Here is a 14,937-nt window from a genome sequence, read left to right on the forward strand (position 1 = left end):
TAAAACAACCCCCCCCCATTCCACCACCACCACCACCCCACCCACACCCCACCCCCCCACCCCCACCCCCCCCCCGGGCCCCCCCCCCCCCCCGGCCCCCCCCGCCGTTTTTCCGGTTCCGCTGTTTTCCGGCGATAGCGAAATGAAGGCGGCTCGATGGTGCCGGGTGTCACGCTGATCCGGCGGCACCGCTGTGCCCGTATCCGGATCGCGCCATTTCGCGCCGGTGCGCATTCTCCCGCCTTTCCCCGGCTGTCCTGCGCATCGCGAGATCCATTCTTTTCCTCGAAGGAGTAGGCATGCGCACCATCGCCGAAGGGCTTTCGCAATGAGTATCGTCACCGACACCGCGCCCGCGCATTCCGACCTGACCGACCGGCGCACGCTGAGCATCAGCCCGCTGCGCGCCCCCGCCGAACTGCGGCGAGCCCATCCCGTCGACGAGACCGCCGCCACCGTCGTCCGGGCGGGCCGCCGTGCCACCGCCGCGGTGCTCGACGGCGCCGACGACCGGCTCATGGTGGTCGTCGGCCCGTGCTCGGTGCACGATCCGGCCGCCGCCATGGACTACGCGCGCCTGCTCGCGGGCGCCGCCGCCGAACTGGCCGACCGGCTGCACGTGGTGATGCGGGTGTACTTCGAGAAGCCGCGCACCAGCCTTGGCTGGAAGGGGCTGCTCAACGACCCGCACCTGGACGGCAGCTTCGACATCCACACCGGGCTGCGCGTCGGCCGCGGCCTTCTCGTCGACATCACCGGCCTCGGCCTGCCGGTGGCCTGCGAGTTCCTCGACCCGATCACCCCGCAGTATCTGGCCGATCTGGTGTCCTACGGCGCGATCGGCGCCCGCACGGCGGCCAGTCAGGTGCACCGGCAGCTGGCCAGCGCGCTGTCGATGCCGGTCGGGATCAAGAACGGCACCGACGGGGACGTGCAGGTGGCCGTCGACGGGGTGCGGGCGGCCGCGGCCGAGCACGTCTTTCCCGGGATCGACCTGGATGGGCGCTCGGCGCTCATCCACACCGCGGGCAATCCGGACTGCCACGTCATCCTGCGGGGTGGCAGCGGCGGACCCAACTACGACGCGGCCGCGGTGGCCGGGGCCTGCCTGCGGCTGACCCGCGCGGGCCTGCCACCGCGGCTGGTGGTCGACGCCAGCCACGGCAACAGCGCCAAGGACCACCAGCGCCAAGCCGTGGTCGTCGACGATCTCGCCGCCCGTATCGCCGCCGGTGACCGCACGGTCGTCGGGGTGATGCTGGAGAGCTTCCTCGTCGGCGGCCGCCAGGACCTCACCCTCGGCCGGGCAGGCGAGCTCACCTACGGGCAATCCATCACCGACGCCTGCCTGGACTGGCCCACCACGGCGAGCGCGCTGCGACGCCTGGCCAACGCGGTGTCCGCGCGCCGGGCCGGTCATCGGCGGCCCCCGGCCGGGAGCACCCCGTGACCACCCCGCTGACCTGGCAGCACGCGGGGGAGGAGCTGATCGGCAACGACGCCGAGATCGGCAGTTTCCGCCTGCCCGCACTGATCGGGCGCGACACCGACATCGCCGAGATCCGGCGCCTGATCGCCGACCCCGGGGTCCGCCTGCTGACGCTGACCGGGCCCGCGGGCGTCGGCAAGAGCAGGCTGGCCGAAGAGGTGCTCGGCCTGGGTGACTTCCCTGCCGAGCGCTGCTTGAGCGTCGATCTCGCGCAGGCGGGCACCAGGGCCGAAGCGTGGGCGGCCGTGCTCGCCGTGGCCGGGAGCCAGGGCAGCGCGCCCGAGCCGCTGGCCATCGAACTCGGTGCGGACCGGGCCGTTCTCCTGCTGGACAACTGCGACCACGTCACCGAGCTGATCGCCCCCGATCTGCCCCGCCTGCTGCGCCGCTGCCCGGGGCTGCTGGTGGTCGCCACCAGCCGGGTCTCGCTGAATCTGCGCCAGGAGTACCTGGTCTCGGTGCGCCCGCTGCCGACCCGCGCCGATTCCGGCCCCTCGCGTCTGGCGTCCTCGCCTGCCGCGCGGCTGCTGCTGGCCGGTATCGACAGCCGCTACCGCACCGCGCAGAACCGCCCGGTGCTCGACGAGATCGCGCGCGAACTCGGCGGTGTGCCGCTGGCGCTGGAACTGGCCGCCACCACCATCGACCGGATCGGCTCGGCGCGCACGCTGCAACTGATCCGCTCGCGCGGTGAGCTCGCGCCGCTGCCCTATCTCGACGCGCCGGCCCGGCATCGCAGCCTGTCCGAGGCGATCGCCTGGGGCCTGCGCGATCTCGACGACCGCACCGTCGACGTGCTGCTGCACTTCGCGCTGTGCAGTTCCCCGGTCGACGCCGACACCGTCGCCGCGCTGGCCGAGGCCGAGTCCGACGACATCCGCGCCCGCGTGGACACCCTGCTCGACCACAGCCTGCTGGAACGGTCGGTGGCCGACACCGGCCGCCCCCGCTACGAGCTGATCGCCACGGTCCGCGACTACTGCCTGCGCCTGCTGGCCGCCGACCGCGCTCGCGGCGACCGGATTCTGGGCGCGCAGCTGGAAACCTGCTGTGAACTGGCCCTACGGGTGGCCGCCGAGCTGGCCGACCCGGACCGGGGCCCGGCCGTGCGGGCCGTCGCGGTGGGACAGGCGGGCGAATTCCATCGCACCGTCGAGCGGCTGCTCGACCGCGACCAGCCTGTGCGCGCGGTGCAGCTGGCCGGGCTGCTCGAGGACCTGTGGGTGCGCTCGGGCGAGCTCGCCGCAGTCGAGGACACGCTCACCGGATTCCTCGACCGGGCCGGTGAGTCGGCCGATCCGGCGGTGCCGAAGGCCACCGAACTGCTGGCCGACTGGGCGATCCGCTCGGGCAGACCGAGCCGGGCGGTGGACCTCTACGCGCACGCCGTCGCCGCCTACGACCGGCTCGGCGACGCCGAGGGCGCCTACCGGGCGTGTGTCCGGCTGGGCGCGGCACACGTCGAGGCGGACAGCCCGGTGCAGGCCAGGGAACGTTTCGCTCTCGCTCAGCGCAGCCCGGTGCACCCCGGTGCCCGGCTACGCGAGGTGGTCGAGCTCTACCTGGACGCGCTCGCGCCCGGCGACCCGGACGACGAGCGGTGGTCGGGCCTGGTCCGCCGGGTCCTGCGCCTGGACGCCGACACCGAATGGCTGCGGGCGGGCAACGCGCTGGCCCGCACCCAGCTCACCCGGGGCGCGGCCCACCGCGCGCTCGAGCTCTACCGCGGCACGCTGCGGCTGCCCGAGGGCTGGGGTCACACGCTCGAGACCCTCACCGCGCTGACCGGCTGCGCGGCCGCCTACCGGCTGGCGGGCGAGGAGTTCGACACCAACGCCACCGCCGCGGCCGACGAGGTGCGCGGGCTGCGCGAGGTCTACGCGCTGCCCCAACCCGACGACGCCGAGCCCGAGCACTCCCGCCCACCACAGCTGCTGCGCTCGGCCACCCCCGTCGACCTCGCCGACGCCGTCACCACGGCGCTGTCGGGCCCCGCCATCCCGGCCCGGCCCGCGTCCCCGCTGACCGTGCTCACCAAACGGCAACGCGAGATCGCCGACCTGGTCGCCGACGGCATGACCAATCGCATGATCGCCAGCCGCCTCGGTATCGCCGAATGGACCGTGATCAATCATCTGCGCCAGGTGATGGCCAAGCTGAATTGCCCGTCCCGATTGCACGTCGCGCTGGTCGTCAAAGGCGGAAATGAATTCTCGCAATAACAAGCCTGGCAATGCCTTGCTATTTGAGCGGCGCATTTCCGGCATTACTTTTTGAAGCAATGCACGACCCGATCCAGATTTGTCAGGGGAATAATTGTGACGCACAGCATCACCCTCGGCGGTGCGGTGGACACCGCGGAATCCAACCGGCAGGCCGCCGCGAATATCGTGGGCGCGGTCCGGGGCGCGATCGCCCCCACCCATCGCGGCGCCGTCGACGAACTCGCCCCCTCGATGCGGCACATGGCCGGCTATCACATCGGCTGGTGGGACGCGAAGGGCCAGCCCACCGACGCGGCGGGCAAGGCGTTCCGCCCCGCCTTCACGGTGTCCTCGGCCCGCGCGGTCGGCGGTGACGCCGCCGCCGGACGCGCCACCGTGCTCAATGCCGCGGTGGCCGTCGAACTCCTGCACGACTTCACCCTCATCCACGACGACGTGATGGACGGTGACCACCGGCGCCGCGGCCGCCCCGCCGCCTGGACCGTCTTCGGCAGCGGCCAGGCGATCCTGGTCGGTGACGCCCTGCTGACCCTCGCGCACAGCCTGCTCGCCGACGACGCCCAGTGCGGCCCGATGACCGCCGTGCTGGCCCACGCCACCCTCGAGCTCTACGCGGGCCAGTCCAACGACCTGGCCTTCGAGCAGAGCATGGAGGTCACCCCCGCGCAGTGCCTGTCGATGATCGAGGGCAAAACCGGTGCGCTGCTGGGTGTCTCGTGCGAGCTGGGCGCGCTGGCCGCAGGCGCCGATCCCGCGGTCGCCCGGCACTACCGCGACTTCGGCCGTCAGCTCGGGCTGGCTTTCCAGCTGATCGACGACCTGATGGGCATCTGGGGACCGTCCGAGGTCACCGGCAAGCCGCAGGGCTCCGACCTGCAATCGCGCAAGAAGTCCTTCCCGGTGGTCACGGCCATGCAGTCCGGCACCGCCGCGAGCACCCGCCTGATCGAGCTCTACCGCAGGCCGGAACCGTTCTCCGACACCGAGATCGCCACCGTCGCCGATCTCGTCGAGCAGGCGGGCGGCCGCGAGACCACCCGCACCGAGGCCACCGCCTGTGCCGAAGCCGCGCTGGCCGCCCTCGACCGCGCCCAGCCCCGCGACGCGGGCGCGGGCGAACTGCGCGTGCTGGCCCGCTCGGTCCTCGAACGCTCCCGCTGAACACGATCGCAAAGGAATATCGCTGTGCAAGACATCCTCGCGCGCGTCCTCGACCGCGCCGTCACCCATCTCGTCGACACCCAGGACGAGGTCGGCAGCTGGACCGTCCCGCCGGAGCCGCGCATCCTGGAAACCGGTTTCGCCACCTACGCGCTGGCCGTGGCAGGCAGGGCCGACGCCGCCGTGGTGCGCGGCCGCACCTGGCTGGCCCTGAATTCCACCTCGCTGCAACACGATCCGATCGCGTTGATGACCGAGAACGCCATGCGCGACTTCGCCCTGTCCAAGACGGTCGAACTCGATCTCGACCGTCCCGAGCTGGCCAATCCGGTGCTGCGCTGGCGCACCGCGCTGTTGCAGGCGCTGGCCCTGCACGCGGGCCAGTGGACCGAGGTGTGGGGCGCCGACGGCGACGCCCGCCTGGCCGAGCTGCGTAGCGAGCTGGCCGAGCGGTACGAGACCGCGCGCCGGGATCGCCTGCGGGTGTGGACGATTGTGGAGATCGCGGCGGCGCGCGTCATCGTGGAGGGGCACTTCGGCGCCACCGACGCGGTGCGCGAGGCCGCCGAGACCATCAAGAGCGTGCAGGCGGCCGACGGCTCCATCGCCACCATGCCGATCAGCACGGCCATGGCGGTGCTGGCCCTCGGCATCGCCGAGCCCGAGGGCGACGCGGTGGCCCGCGGCCGCGACTACCTGCTCGCCCAGCAGCACGGCAACGGCGGCTGGAGCCTGATCACCTGTGAGAACTGGGATTCCATCGTCACGGTGTGGGCCGCCCGCGAGCACCCGCTGTTCCAGCAGAAGTGCCTGCCGCGGGCGGTGCGCTACCTGGAGTCGATCCAGCACGAGGACGGCGGTTTCCCCTACGCCATCGTGCTGCAACCCGACCTCGACAGCACCGCCGCGGCCCTGCACGCGCTGGCCGGCCTCACCTCCGACGAGGTGATCGAGCGTTCCCTGCGCCTCTACCGCGAGCACCAGCGCCCCGACAGCCTGTGGAACACCTACTACTACGCCAAGGACGTGCCGACCGACGACTGCGTCGCGCACATCGTCAGCGCGCTGAGCCTGTTCCCGGACGCCGACACCCCCGCCACCACGGAGACCAGGCGCTGGCTGGCCGAAAGGTTCGCGCGCGGTGAGGAATTCCTCTGCGTCTACCGCAACCGGCCCTACACCGTCGACACCATCGGCGCCGCCATCGGCTACGACCACCCCGCCGTGCACGCCGCGACCCGCGAGGTACTCGCCGCGCAGAACCCCGACGGCGGCTGGGGCCAGCGGGCGGGGGAGAGCAGCTGCGCCAGCGCAACCGGCGCGGCCCTGGGTCTGCTGGTGCACACCGGACTCGGCGACGAGGCCGCCCTCGACCGCGCGGTGCGCTACCTCGACACCACCCAGCGCGCCGACGGCACCTGGCCGGGCCCGCCGGAGCTGCTCGGCCCGCGCCCGCTGCTGAGCTACGTCCCGCTGGAGAGCCACGCGGTGACCGTCTTCGGGCTGATGGCCCGCTACCGCCGCGCCTGAACCCGCCACATCGACCATGGAGGACAAGACAGTGCCCGAACTTCGTCTGGGATACAAGGCGTCGGCCGAGCAGTTCGGCCCGCGTGAGCTGGTGGAACTCTCGGTCTCGGCCGAGGAGCACGGCTTCGACAGCGCGATGATCAGCGACCACTTCCAGCCCTGGCGCTACAACGGCGGCCACGCCCCGTTCTCGCTGGCCTGGCTGGCCGCCGTCGGCGAGCGCACGCGGCGCATCCAGATCGGCACCTCGGTGCTCACCCCCACCTTCCGCTACAACCCGGCGGTCATCGCGCAGGCGTTCGCCACCTTCGGCTGCCTCTACCCGGGCCGCGTCATGCTCGGTGTCGGCAGTGGCGAGGCGCTCAACGAGATCGCCACCGGATTCACCGGCGAGTGGCCGGAATTCAAGGAGCGCTACGGCAGGCTGCGCGAGTCCATCGAGCTCATGCGCGAGCTGTGGACCGGCAAGCGCGTCGACTTCGAGGGCCAGTACTACCGCACCGTCGGTGCCTCGATCTACGACGTGCCCGCCGAGGGCATCCCGATCTACATCGCCGCGGGTGGTCCGCTGGTCGCGCGCTATGCCGGCCGGGTCGGTGACGGCTTCATCTGCACCTCCGGCAAGGGCATGGACCTCTACACCGAGAAGCTGATGCCCGCCGTCACCGAGGGCGCGCAGAAGGCAGGCCGCTCGGTCGAGTCGGTCGACACCATGATCGAGATCAAGCTGTCCTACGAGACCGATGCCGAACTCGCCCTGGAGAACACGCGGTTCTGGGCGCCGCTGTCGCTGACGCCCGAGCAGAAGCACAGCATCTCCGATCCCATCGAGATGGAGGCCGCCGCCGACGCGCTGCCGATCGAGCAGATCGCCAAGCGCTGGATCGTCGGCACCGACCCCGACGAGGTCGTCGCCGCGATCGAGCCGTACCTCGCGGCGGGCATGCGCCACCTGGTCTTCCACGCTCCCGGCCACGACCAGGCCCGTTTCCACGAGCTGTTCGCCCGCGACCTCGCCCCGCGCCTGCGCGCGCTCGGCTAGCTCCACGATCCACCCGTAACGACAGGATTTCCGATGCAGACACTGAGGCTCGAATACACCATCGCCGCGCCGATCGAGAAGGTCTACGCCTGGCTCACCGATTCCGCGAACTTCACCGCCTCCTTCGCGGTGCTGGGCAGCGAACTGCTCGAGCCCGCCGCCGACACCCCCTACGGCGAGGGCGCCATCCGCAAGATGACCTGGCTGTTCGGCAGCTACACAGAACGCGTCACCGCCAACGAGGCGCCCTACCGCTTCGCCTGGGTCATCGAGGAGGGCGTCCCGCAGATCAAGCACAACGGCGCCGAGATGACCTTCTCCGAGGTGCGCGGCGGCACCCACATCGTGTGGACCTCCGAGGTCGAGGCCGTCACCCCGATCGGCGCCGACTTCGCCACCCGCGCTTTCGGTTTCCCGGCCATCGCGGCGGGCATGCGCAGTGTGTTCAAGACCGCCGACGTCGCGCTGACCTCCCCGCGCAAGGCCAGGCAGATCACCCGGCAGGGCCCCTTCGCCAAGCCGCGCGACTACCTGTTCGACCAGTTCCTCAAGGGTGTGCGCAACACCCACCACTTCATCCTGAAGGTCAGCGGCGGCAAGTGGGGCAACCGCCAGTACGGCATGGCCGCCATCGAACTGCACGTGATCGGCCGCAAGTCCGGCGCCCGGCGCACGGCGGTGCTGTGGGTGCCGGTGATGGAACCCGACCGGGTGATCCTGGTGGCCTCCAAGGAAGGCGACGACCGCGATCCCGAGTGGTACCGCAACCTGGTCGCCACGCCGGAGGTGGAACTGACCATCGACGGCGTCACCGAGCCGTGGGTGGCGCGCACCGCGAACGCCGAGGAGAAGGCCGAGCTGTGGCCGCGCATCGTCAAGGCGTTCCACGGTTTCGCGGTCTACCAGACCCGCACCGACCGCGATATCCCCGTCGTCATCTGTGAGCGGCCCGCCGCTCCCGCGCCCGTCGCCGAACTCTCGACCGCGGACTCCGTGGGCTGAGCACCGGGACGAATCATGACCGACGAACAGCTTGTGCGCATCCTGCACAACCAGCTGGTCTCCGTCGCGCCGGCCGAACATCTGGCGCCCACGGACACCACCGACGACGAAGGCTGCTACTGCGGCTGTGTCACCGCGGAGTACTCGAGCGCCGCGCCCACCAGGGAGACGAAATGAACCGGATCGCGGTGCTCGGCACCGGCGCGTCGGTGCCGGATCGGGTGGTCACCAATCAGGAGGCAGGCGCCGCCGCCGGAGTCGACGACGCGTGGATTCGCGGCAAGACCGCGATCCGCGCCCGCCGCTGGGCCGAACCCGGCCTCGCCACCTCCGATCTGGCCACCCGCGCCGGCGCCGCCGCCCTGGCCGCGGCGGGCATCGCCGCGACCGACCTGACCACCATCGTGGTCGCCACCTCCACGCCCGATCAGCAGCAGCCGCCCACCGCGGCGTTCGTGCAGCACAACCTGGGCGCGCATCACGCCTCGGCCTTCGACGTGAACGCGGTGTGCTCGGGTTTCGTGTTCGCGCTGTCCACGGTGGAGGCCGCGGTCGCCAGAGACGGCGGCTACGGCCTGGTCATCGGGGCCGACATCTATTCGCGCATCCTCGATCCGGCCGACCGGCGCACGGTCATCCTGTTCGGGGACGGTGCGGGCGCGGTGGTCGTCGGCCCGGCGGCGGCCGGTGGCATCCAGCGATCGGCCCTGCACACCTTCGGCGAGCTCACCTCGATGATCGGGGTGCCTGCCGGAGGCTATTTCACCATGGACGGCCGCGGTGTCCGCGAGTTCGTCACCACCCGGTTGCCGCTGATCGTCAAGCAGTTCCTGCACGACGCGGCGGTCGCACCGGAGGAGATCACCCATCTGATTCCGCACCAGGCCAACGGAAACCTGGTGGCCCAGCTGGTGACCGAACTCGGGCTGTCGAAGGCAACGGCGCACACGACAGTCACCGAGCTCGGCAACACCGGCGCGGCATCGATACCGATCACCCTCGACAGCGCTTGCCGCACAGGACTTCTGCACCCGGGGGACAAAGTCCTGCTCGCCGGCTTCGGCGGGGGTATGTCGGTCGGGCTCACGCTGCTCGAGTGGTGACAGGGAAAGAGAGAAGCTAGTGAGTATCGCTACAGAGACACCGTCGTTCCTGGCGACCCGGCGCGGGAAGTTCACGCTCGCGCTGCTGTGCGCGGGCGCGTTCCTCGACTTCGTCGACAGTTCGATCGTCAACCTGGCACTGCCCGCGATCCAGCGCGAGCTGGGCCTGTCGGTCTCGACCCTGCAGTGGGTGACCACCGGGTATCTGCTCACCTACGGCGGCCTGATGCTGCTCGGCGGTCGCCTCGCCGATCTGCTGGGCCGGCGCCGGGTGCTGATGACCGGCCTGGTCATCATCGGGATCTCCTCGGCCGCGGGCGGTCTGGCGAGCAATGCCGAACTGCTGGTCGGCGCCCGGTTCGCCCAGGGCATCGGCGCGGCGCTCATGCTGCCCGCCGCCCTGTCGATCCTCACCACGAGTTTCCGCGAGGGCACCGACCGCAGCACCGCGCTCGGCGTCTGGGGTGGTGTCTCCGGTCTCGGCGCGGCCGCGGGCCTGGTGCTCGGTGGGGTGATCACCGAACAGTTCGGCTGGCGCTGGGTGTTCTACATCAACAGCCCCGTCTGCCTGCTGCTGCTGATCGCCCTGCCCGCGGTGATCCCCGCCGACCGGGGCGACGAGACCCGCAAGGGCTTCGACTTCCTCGGCACCGCACTGGCCACCGGCGGCCTGATGCTGCTGGTCTACGGCCTGGTGCAGGCACCCGAGCACGGCTGGGGCAGCACCCGCACGCTGTGGCAGCTCGGCCTGGCCGTGGCGATGCTGGTCGCGTTCGTGATCAACGAGGCCAAGATCGACAACCCGCTGGTGCCGCTGTCGATCTTCCGCATCCGCGGGCTGGCCGCCGCCAACCTCACCCACCTGTTCGTCGCGGCGGGCATGATGTCGCTGTTCTTCTTCATCACCCTCTACGCGCAGACCGTGCTCGGCTACGGCGAGATCAAGGCGGGCTGCGCCTACATCCCCTTCAGCCTCACCGTGATCGTGGTGTCCGGCATCGCCTCCAAGATCGTCCCGATCACCGGCACCAAGCCCGTCACCGTCACCGGTGCCGCCGTCACCGGCCTCGGCATCCTGCTGCTGTCGCGCATCCCCACCGACGGTGCCTACCTGTCCGACCTGCTCCCCGGCCTGATGGTGACCGCCGCGGGTGCCGCCGCGGTCTTCGTCGCCAACACCGCCGCCGCCAACGCGGGCGTCCCACCCGCCAAGGCCGGCCTGGCCGCCGCCCTCATCAACACCTCCGCCCAGATCGGCGTAGCCCTCGGCGTAGCCATCCTCACCGCGGTCTCCATCTCCCACACCACCACCGAACTAGCCGCAGGAACCGCCCCCCTCGACGCCACCACCGCAGGCTTCCGCCAGGCCCTCCTGGTAGCCGCCTGCATAGCCCTCGCCGGCGTCCTCACCGCCCTCCGCACCGTCAACACCCGAGGCGAATCCCCCACCCCGACAACCCAACTCGAGAAGATCCCCGCCTGACCCGACCCCCGCCGCAGCACCCCGCAACCAGGCCCGAAGCGCAGCATCAGCCCCGCTTCGGGCCTGGTTTCTGCCCGAGATCCAATGGCCCACAACAGCAGTCACACCGATATGGTATTCATCCGTTATGGCTATAGCGGATGAATGGAGTGCTCCTCATGACGCGGTGTGCCGCCACGTCTTCTCCTGCCCGGAAAACGCCGCGTCGGAGTTGTGCTCTCAACTGCCGGAGTCGTTCGTCGCGCAGGTCGACTGGTCGACTTTGACATTGCTGCCCTCGGGGTACGTCTCGACGCACCTACGACCGCGCTACGGCGATCTACTGTTTTCGGCGCGAGTCGAAGGGCAGACGGCATTCATCTACTGCCTGATCGAGCATCAGAGCCGCCCCGACAAACTGATGGCGTTGCGGCTGACCGAGTACATGGTGAACATCTGGACCCGGTACGCCCGAGACCACCCGGAGTCCGGGACATTGCCGATGATCATCCCGTTGGTGGTGCACGCACATCCGAAAGGGCGGAAGTGGAGGGCTCCGACGGATCTTTCGGAGTTGTTCGAGATCTCGGCGGAGGTCCGTGAATCGCTGGGAGAGCTGGTTCCGCGTGTTCGGTACATCATTGACGATGTCGGTGCTGTCGACCTGACCGAGCTGAGGAAGCGATCGTTGACGCCAGCGGCGTTGGTGACGTTGTACGCGTTGCAGGTGGCGAGTCGCGAGGACGTCGTCGAGCACTTGTACTCGCTGGTAGACGACCTATCGGCAATGTTCACCCGCCCGAATGGCCGTGGTGATCTGACCGCGGTCATGACGTACATTGGTGGTGTCAGTGATGTCGAGCCGGAGAAGTTCGATCCGTTGCTGGACCGGTTGGAACCTCGGGTGAGGGAGGCTGTTGTGACGACTCTTGAAAAGTTCATGGCTCGCGGTGCGGCCCTCGGCGAGGCTCGCGGCGAGGCAAGGGGCGAGGTGATCGGGAAGCGTCAGGCGTTACTTCAGCTGCTGAGTCTGAAGTTCGATGATGTCGCGGAGTCGGTCGCTGTGCGGGTGGAGGCGGCGACGGCGGCCGAGCTGGATCGGTGGATCGGTCGAGTTCTGACGGCGAGCACCGTCGACGAGGTTCTCAGCTGACCTTGGCGCTTCGCCGATCGCGGTCTCAGCGGGCGGTCGTCAGGGCGCGCGATCGGTGGCCCACCACCCGGCACACCAGATAGATCGTGAACGAGATCGCCGTGACGAAGGTGGAGACGGGGACGCCCGGGGCCAGGGACAGCAGCAGGCCGCCGACGGCGGAGACCTCGGCGAAGACGACGGCGAGGACGGTGGCTCGCAGGGGGCTCGAGGTGAGCTGGGCGGCGGCCGCGGCGGGGGTGATGAGCAGGGCCAGGACCAGCAGGGCGCCGACGATCTGGACGCCGAAGGCGGCGGTGATGCCGAGCAGGACGGCGAAGACCACCGACAGGGCGCGCACCGGGACACCGCGGGCGATGGCCACTTCCGGATCGGCGCTGGCGAACAGCAGCGGGCGGTAGACCACCGCGAGCACGGCCAGCACGGCGGCGGTGCAGGTGAGCAGCAGGGCCAGCCCGTCGTAGCCGACACTGGCCACCTGCCCGGTGAGCAGCGAGAACTTCGATCCGGCCCGGTCGGGCGCCAGCCACAGGAACAGCACCGACAGGCCCAGCCCGAACGAGAGCACCACCGCGATCACCGAATCGCGTTCCCGCGCACGCGAACCCAGCCAGCCGAACAAGACTGCCGCCACCACCGAACCGGCGATGGCACCGAACCCGACACCCACCCCGACCAGCAGCGCCGCCGACGCGCCGGTCAGCGAGAGCTCGCTGGTGCCGTGCACCGCGAACGACATCTGCCTGGCCACGATCAGCGGCCCGATCAGCCCGGCCAGCAGCCCGAGCAGCGCCGAGGCCAGCAGCGCCTGCTGCACGAAGTCGTAGGTGAGCAGGTCGGCGGTGGTGCCGAAGTCGAACATCTGCTCGAGCACCTTGGTGAGTTTGTCCATCAGGCGGTCCCGCCCAGCGCGTCCATGTCGTCACCGGTGCCGACGACCACCAGCCGGTCGCGCACCCGCAGCACCTCGACCTCGGTGCGGTAGAGCTCCGAGAGCGTGGCCGAGGTCATCACCTCCGCGGGCGTGCCGATCCGGAACTCGCCGTCGACCAGGTACAGCACCCGGTCGACCAGCGGCAGGATCGGATTGATCTCGTGGGTCACGAACAGCACCGCGGTGTCGTGCTCGCGCCTGCGCTTGTCGACCAGTTCGGCGACCAGCCGCTGGTTGGCCAGGTCCAGGCTCAGCAGCGGCTCGTCGCACAGCAGCACCGACGGGTCACCGACCAGCGCCTGCGCCACCCGCAGCCGCTGCTGCTCGCCACCGGACATGCTCTCCAGCGGTGCGTGCGCGAACGCCTGCGCGCCGACCGCGGCGACCGCCGCCGCCACCTTGCGGTCCCGCTCGCGGCGGGTCCGCCAGCCCAGTCCCCAGCGATGCCCGTCGACGCCGAGCCCGACCAGGTCGACCCCGCGCAACTGCACCCCGGCGTCGATCGTCTTCTGCTGCGGCACGTACCCGATGCCCGGATTACCGAGCCCGGCCTGCCTGCCCGCGACCTGCGCGTCACCGGAACTCAGCCCGAGACTGCCCAGCAATACCCGCAGCAGCGAGGTCTTGCCGGACCCGTTGGGCCCGAGCACCGCGATGAACTCGCCCGGGGCGACGGTGAGATCGAGGTCGCGCCACAGCGTCCGGTCACCGAAGGACAGCGTCGCCGCGCGCAGCCGGATGGCCGCCTCGGCGGTGACGGCGGGCGCGACGGTGGTCTCGGGCAGGGCTGCTCCCTCGGTCATCGGCGCACTCCTCAGCGCAGGGCCGCGGCGAGCGCCTTGGCGTTGGCGGTCTGCCACTGGATGTAGTCGACACCCTCGGGCAGCGTCTCGGTCACCTCGACGACCGGGATGCCCGCGGACTGGGCGGTGGCGCGCAGGTCCTGGGTGATCTTGTCCTGGGTCTGAATGTTGTAGATCAGGGCTTTGACCTGCTTGCCGCTGATCAGGTCGCGGGTCGCGGCCACGGCGGCGGGCGCCGGGTCGGTCTCCTGCTCGATCGCTTCCTGGAACTCGTGCGGGGTCTTGTCCTGCGCGGTCGCGGCCACCAGCAGGTAGTGCGCGAGCGGCTCGGACTGCGCGACCGGCGCGTTCGGATGCTGGGTCGCGATGGTCCCGGTGATGGTGCTGACGCCGATCAGCTGGTTCTTGAAGGTGGTGGCCCGCTCGGTGTATCCGGCCGCGTTGGCGCCGTCGATCTCGCCGAGCTGGGCGGCGATGCTGTCGGCGACCGCGGCGACGGTGCGCACGTCGTACCAGACGTGCTCGTTGTCGTCGCCCTTGTCCGGACGCTGCGCGAACGCCTCGACGGTCCGCTTGTCCTTACCGGAGATCGCCTTCTCGATGAACTCGTCGTAGTGCCCACCGTTGAACACGACCAGATCCGCGTCTCTGATCTTGGCGGTATCGGTGGCGGAGGTCTCGAACGAATGCGGATCGGCGGCGGGATCACTGATGATCGAGGTCACCCGCACATCCGGCCCCGCCACCGCACTCGCGATCGACCCCCACACATTCGTGGACGCCACGACCGACACGCTCCCGTCGTCCTCACCACCGGAACCACACGCGCTGAGCACAACCCCCGCCACGATCCCCACCGTGACCCCGGCACACAAACGGGCGAATCGACTCTTCACGCGGAACTCCTGGCCGTGCTCATATCCAGGCACGCCGACACTGTGCCCCAGATCATAATGGAAATCGTTACCGTTTTAGATTAGCAGGCACCGGTACCCACCACTAACCACACCGAAAAGCCGGGCCCGGATTTCCG

13 protein-coding genes and 1 pseudogene are annotated in these 14,937 nt (G+C 70.2%); 11 read left to right on the top strand and 3 right to left on the bottom strand.

Annotated elements, in window-relative coordinates; translation table 11 throughout:
* Positions 1-328: 328 nt before the first annotated feature.
* The 11 genes and pseudogenes from ACWEMY_RS13980 (at position 329) to ACWEMY_RS14030 (ending at position 12,167) form a co-directional block, all read left to right on the top strand.
* Positions 329-1,450, top strand: coding sequence for a 3-deoxy-7-phosphoheptulonate synthase (locus ACWEMY_RS13980; protein ID WP_452390330.1), 1,122 nt, complete (start codon positions 329-331; stop codon positions 1,448-1,450).
* Positions 1,447-3,711, top strand: coding sequence for an ATP-binding protein (locus ACWEMY_RS13985; RefSeq protein WP_452390331.1), 2,265 nt, complete (start codon positions 1,447-1,449; stop codon positions 3,709-3,711). The genes ACWEMY_RS13980 and ACWEMY_RS13985 overlap by 4 nt, the downstream gene beginning before the upstream one ends.
* A gap of 96 nt (positions 3,712-3,807) precedes the next feature.
* A complete protein-coding gene (locus ACWEMY_RS13990; RefSeq protein WP_452390332.1) occupies positions 3,808-4,875 on the top strand; it encodes a polyprenyl synthetase family protein in 1,068 nt (355 codons plus the stop codon).
* Positions 4,876-4,899: 24 nt separating this feature from the next.
* Entirely contained in the window at positions 4,900-6,405 is a 1,506-nt protein-coding gene (locus tag ACWEMY_RS13995; protein ID WP_452390333.1) for a prenyltransferase/squalene oxidase repeat-containing protein, read from the top strand.
* 31 nt (positions 6,406-6,436) lie between these two features.
* On the top strand, positions 6,437-7,447 hold the full coding sequence (fgd, locus tag ACWEMY_RS14000) for a glucose-6-phosphate dehydrogenase (coenzyme-F420) (RefSeq protein WP_452390334.1): 1,011 nt from the start codon (positions 6,437-6,439) through the stop codon (positions 7,445-7,447).
* A gap of 33 nt (positions 7,448-7,480) precedes the next feature.
* Positions 7,481-7,834, top strand: a pseudogene (locus ACWEMY_RS14005) (SRPBCC family protein); the annotation flags it as partial.
* Between the two features lie 105 nt (positions 7,835-7,939).
* Positions 7,940-8,449, top strand: coding sequence for a nitroreductase/quinone reductase family protein (locus tag ACWEMY_RS14010; RefSeq protein WP_452390391.1), 510 nt, complete (start codon positions 7,940-7,942; stop codon positions 8,447-8,449).
* 15 nt (positions 8,450-8,464) lie between these two features.
* Complete coding sequence (locus tag ACWEMY_RS14015; RefSeq protein WP_452390335.1) at positions 8,465-8,626, top strand: hypothetical protein; 162 nt, start codon at positions 8,465-8,467, stop codon at positions 8,624-8,626.
* Positions 8,623-9,552: a 3-oxoacyl-ACP synthase III family protein gene (locus ACWEMY_RS14020; protein ID WP_452390336.1), complete on the top strand. Its 930-nt coding sequence runs from the start codon at positions 8,623-8,625 to the stop codon at positions 9,550-9,552. Before ACWEMY_RS14015 ends, ACWEMY_RS14020 begins: the two co-directional genes overlap by 4 nt.
* Positions 9,553-9,571: 19 nt before the next feature.
* Complete coding sequence (locus tag ACWEMY_RS14025; RefSeq protein WP_452390337.1) at positions 9,572-11,035, top strand: MFS transporter; 1,464 nt, start codon at positions 9,572-9,574, stop codon at positions 11,033-11,035.
* A gap of 127 nt (positions 11,036-11,162) precedes the next feature.
* Positions 11,163-12,167, top strand: a complete 1,005-nt coding sequence (locus ACWEMY_RS14030) for an Rpn family recombination-promoting nuclease/putative transposase (RefSeq protein WP_452390338.1) — start codon at positions 11,163-11,165, stop codon at positions 12,165-12,167.
* Positions 12,168-12,192: 25 nt separating this feature from the next.
* On the opposite strand, the gene ACWEMY_RS14035 is transcribed toward ACWEMY_RS14030, so the two are convergent.
* Genes ACWEMY_RS14035 through ACWEMY_RS14045 form a run of 3 tightly spaced genes read right to left on the bottom strand, consistent with a single transcriptional unit; the run spans position 12,193 to position 14,800 of the window.
* Complete coding sequence (locus tag ACWEMY_RS14035) at positions 12,193-13,059, bottom strand: metal ABC transporter permease (RefSeq protein ID WP_452390339.1); 867 nt, start codon at positions 13,057-13,059, stop codon at positions 12,193-12,195.
* On the bottom strand, positions 13,059-13,904 hold the full coding sequence (locus ACWEMY_RS14040) for a metal ABC transporter ATP-binding protein (RefSeq protein WP_452390340.1): 846 nt from the start codon (positions 13,902-13,904) through the stop codon (positions 13,059-13,061). Before ACWEMY_RS14040 ends, ACWEMY_RS14035 begins: the two co-directional genes overlap by 1 nt.
* 11 nt (positions 13,905-13,915) lie before the next feature.
* Positions 13,916-14,800, bottom strand: a complete 885-nt coding sequence (locus tag ACWEMY_RS14045; protein ID WP_452390341.1) for a metal ABC transporter solute-binding protein, Zn/Mn family — start codon at positions 14,798-14,800, stop codon at positions 13,916-13,918.
* Positions 14,801-14,937: the final 137 nt, after the last annotated feature.

Source organism: Nocardia sp. NPDC004415, from assembly GCF_053602435.1.

Coding starts and splice junctions, on each gene's coding strand:
- ACWEMY_RS13980 (WP_452390330.1), top strand. CDS start 329: ATGAGTATCGTCACCGACACCGCGCCCGCGCATTCCGACCTGACCGAC.
- ACWEMY_RS14015 (WP_452390335.1), top strand. CDS start 8,465: ATGACCGACGAACAGCTTGTGCGCATCCTGCACAACCAGCTGGTCTCC.
- ACWEMY_RS14020 (WP_452390336.1), top strand. CDS start 8,623: ATGAACCGGATCGCGGTGCTCGGCACCGGCGCGTCGGTGCCGGATCGG.
- ACWEMY_RS14030 (WP_452390338.1), top strand. CDS start 11,163: ATGGCTATAGCGGATGAATGGAGTGCTCCTCATGACGCGGTGTGCCGC.
- ACWEMY_RS14035 (WP_452390339.1), bottom strand. CDS start 13,059: ATGGACAAACTCACCAAGGTGCTCGAGCAGATGTTCGACTTCGGCACC.
- ACWEMY_RS14040 (WP_452390340.1), bottom strand. CDS start 13,904: ATGACCGAGGGAGCAGCCCTGCCCGAGACCACCGTCGCGCCCGCCGTC.